Annotated in this window: 1 protein-coding gene and 1 pseudogene; both read right to left on the minus strand. The window is 66.5% G+C overall.

Annotated elements, in window-relative coordinates; all coding sequences use genetic code 11:
- Positions 1-1398: pseudogene (locus BIS11_RS15555) on the minus strand (FAD-binding oxidoreductase); the annotation flags it as partial.
- A gap of 93 nt (positions 1399-1491) precedes the next feature.
- Positions 1492-2076 carry a DUF4202 domain-containing protein gene (locus tag BIS11_RS15560; RefSeq protein ID WP_227389268.1) on the minus strand — a complete coding sequence of 195 codons (585 nt, stop codon included), beginning with the start codon at positions 2074-2076 and terminating at the stop codon, positions 1492-1494.
- Positions 2077-2264 lie beyond the last annotated feature (188 nt).

Below are 2264 nucleotides of genomic sequence, written 5' to 3' on the forward strand. Positions count from 1 at the left end.
CTCCAGCGGATCAACGCCTGCTGGGCCGGGTCCTTCATGTCCAGCGCCGGGCGCACGTGCAGAACGCCTGCGTCCACGTGGCCGAACATGCCGTAGGCGAGGCCGCGCTCGTCGAGCAGGGCACGGAACTCGGCGATGAACGGCGCCAGCTGTTCCGGCGGCACCGCTGTGTCTTCCACGAACGGCAGCGGGCGCTTCTCCCCCTGAACGTTGCCCAGAAGCCCCACCGAGCGCTTGCGCATGGCGTAGACCGTATTGATCTGGCCGCGCCCTTTGGCCAGGGTGTAGCCGAGCCGGGTGACGGTGGCGTCGCGCCCCAGGTGCTCAGCGAACGCCGCGACCTGCTCGTCGAGGCGCGTCTCGTCGTCGTCGTTGAACTCGACCAGGTTGATGCCGCCGATCGGCGTTTCACCCGCAGGGAAGAAATCCGCCACGCCGTCCCACACGAAATCCTCCATGGCGAGCGCGAGCACCGTGTCGTCGATGGTCTCGATGGAAGTGGGACGGGCGCTGCCCATCAGCGCCTTGGCATCGCGCAGCGCGTCCATGAAGCTTGCATAACGCACGTTGACCAGCGTCGAGTGGCGCGGAATGGGCAGCACGTTGAGCACCGCTTCGCTGACGAAACCGAGCGATCCTTCGGCACCGCAGAGCAGGCTATTGAGGTTCAGCCTGCCGTCGTCGTCGCGCAGGTGGGCGAGGTCGAACCCGGTCAGGCAGCGGTTGAGCGGCGGGAACGTGCGCTCGATCAGCTCACGCTGCTCGTCGATGATCGCGGCGGCCTCCGGCATGGTCGGTGTCGAGCGGGCGGCTCAAGAGGTGGGTGCCGCCCAGCAGCACGGTGTCGAGCTCCAGTACGTGATCACGGGTCTTGCCGTAGGCACAGCTGCCCTGGCCGCTGGCGTCGGTGGCGATCATGCCGCCGAGGGTCGCCCGGTTCGAGGTCGAGAGCTCCGGCGCGAAAAAAAGCCCGTGGGGCTTGAGCGCCGCGTTGAGCTGGTCCTTCACCACGCCGGCCTGGACCCGCACCCGGCGGTTCTCGACGTCGATCTCGAGAATACGGTTCATGTGCCGCGACACGTCGACCACCAGCCCGTCAGTGAGCGACTGACCGTTGGTGCCGGTACCGCCGCCGCGCGGGGTGAGCACGATGTCGCGATGAGGCAGCTCGAAGGCGAGCTTGGCGAGCCGTTCCAGGTCCTCGGCGTGGCGGGGGAACACCGCCGCCTGGGGAAGGCGTTGGTAGATCGAGTTATCCGTCGCCAGCACCGTGCGGCTAGCGTAGTCCGGTGCGATCTCGCCTTCGAAGCCGCGCGCCTTGAGCGCCTCGAGAAAGCGGACGTACTGGGCGCCAAGCCGTGAAAGGGGGGCCTTACGCGAATCAAGCGATGCAATCATAGTGGGTCGAGTCGTCACTGCGCAGGGAGGAAAGAGGCGGCCTACTTTACCGCAGCCCAGGCGCGGCTGCATCTTCGCGCGGGGCACTCACGTCTAAGCGAGCGCTTCCTTGACGATGGCCGCCGAAGTGTTCGACATCGGAAGTTCCAGCGCCAGCGCGTGCGCCTGGGGGGACATCTTGCGCCAGGTCTTCTGCACGATGCGTACCATATGATCGTGCTCGACCTTGCGCGAAAAGTCCGCGAAGTAATTTTCGAGAAACACCAGGCACGCACAGTCCTCGAGTCTCTGCACCTCGGGGTCGCGCCCCAGCCCCTTCTTGGCGATCATGTCCGCCACCCGCTGGGCGCTTTCGTCATCGAACCCGGCTTCGCGCATCAGCGTCGCCGCGGTGCCCCCGGCGCGCAGCCCCTGATCGCGCCGCCAGGTCAGATAGCCCACACGCCCCTCGGGATAGTCGCCGCGCGGCACTTTCCAGCGCTGCAGATGCTGGGCGCGCACCGCCAATTGCAGAAGCTCGCTCGGGTCGCTTTCGAACTCGAACAGCCAGTGGGTCATGCGTTCGGCGTAGGCGAGCTCCTGGGGCAGGGCGGTGCCATCGGCCTGACACGCCGAGCGTGGATCTTGGGCGTGCAGGGCGTCGATGGCACTGAGTGTGCGGTTGGAGGCATCGGGCATGATGGCGGATCTCGGTAGCGGATGAACGGTATCCATCAGAGTGCCCAGAGATGAGGCGAATCACAACCTTGCCTGGCTTGCACGGCTAGGCCCGGGCAATCGTAGCGCGGTTCGCGCCGTTGTAGATGGTCTCGTCGAGCTCGCCCTCGCTCTTGCCGACCAGGGTGGTCACCATCAGGTCTCCCGCC

Origin of the sequence: Halomonas sp. 707D4, from assembly GCF_024158685.1 — a bacterium.
GTDB lineage: Bacteria > Pseudomonadota > Gammaproteobacteria > Pseudomonadales > Halomonadaceae > Vreelandella.

Bases quoted from the DNA above. Each gene is read 5' to 3' on its own strand.
- BIS11_RS15560 (WP_227389268.1), bottom strand. From the start codon at position 2,076: ATGCCCGATGCCTCCAACCGCACACTCAGTGCCATCGACGCCCTGCAC.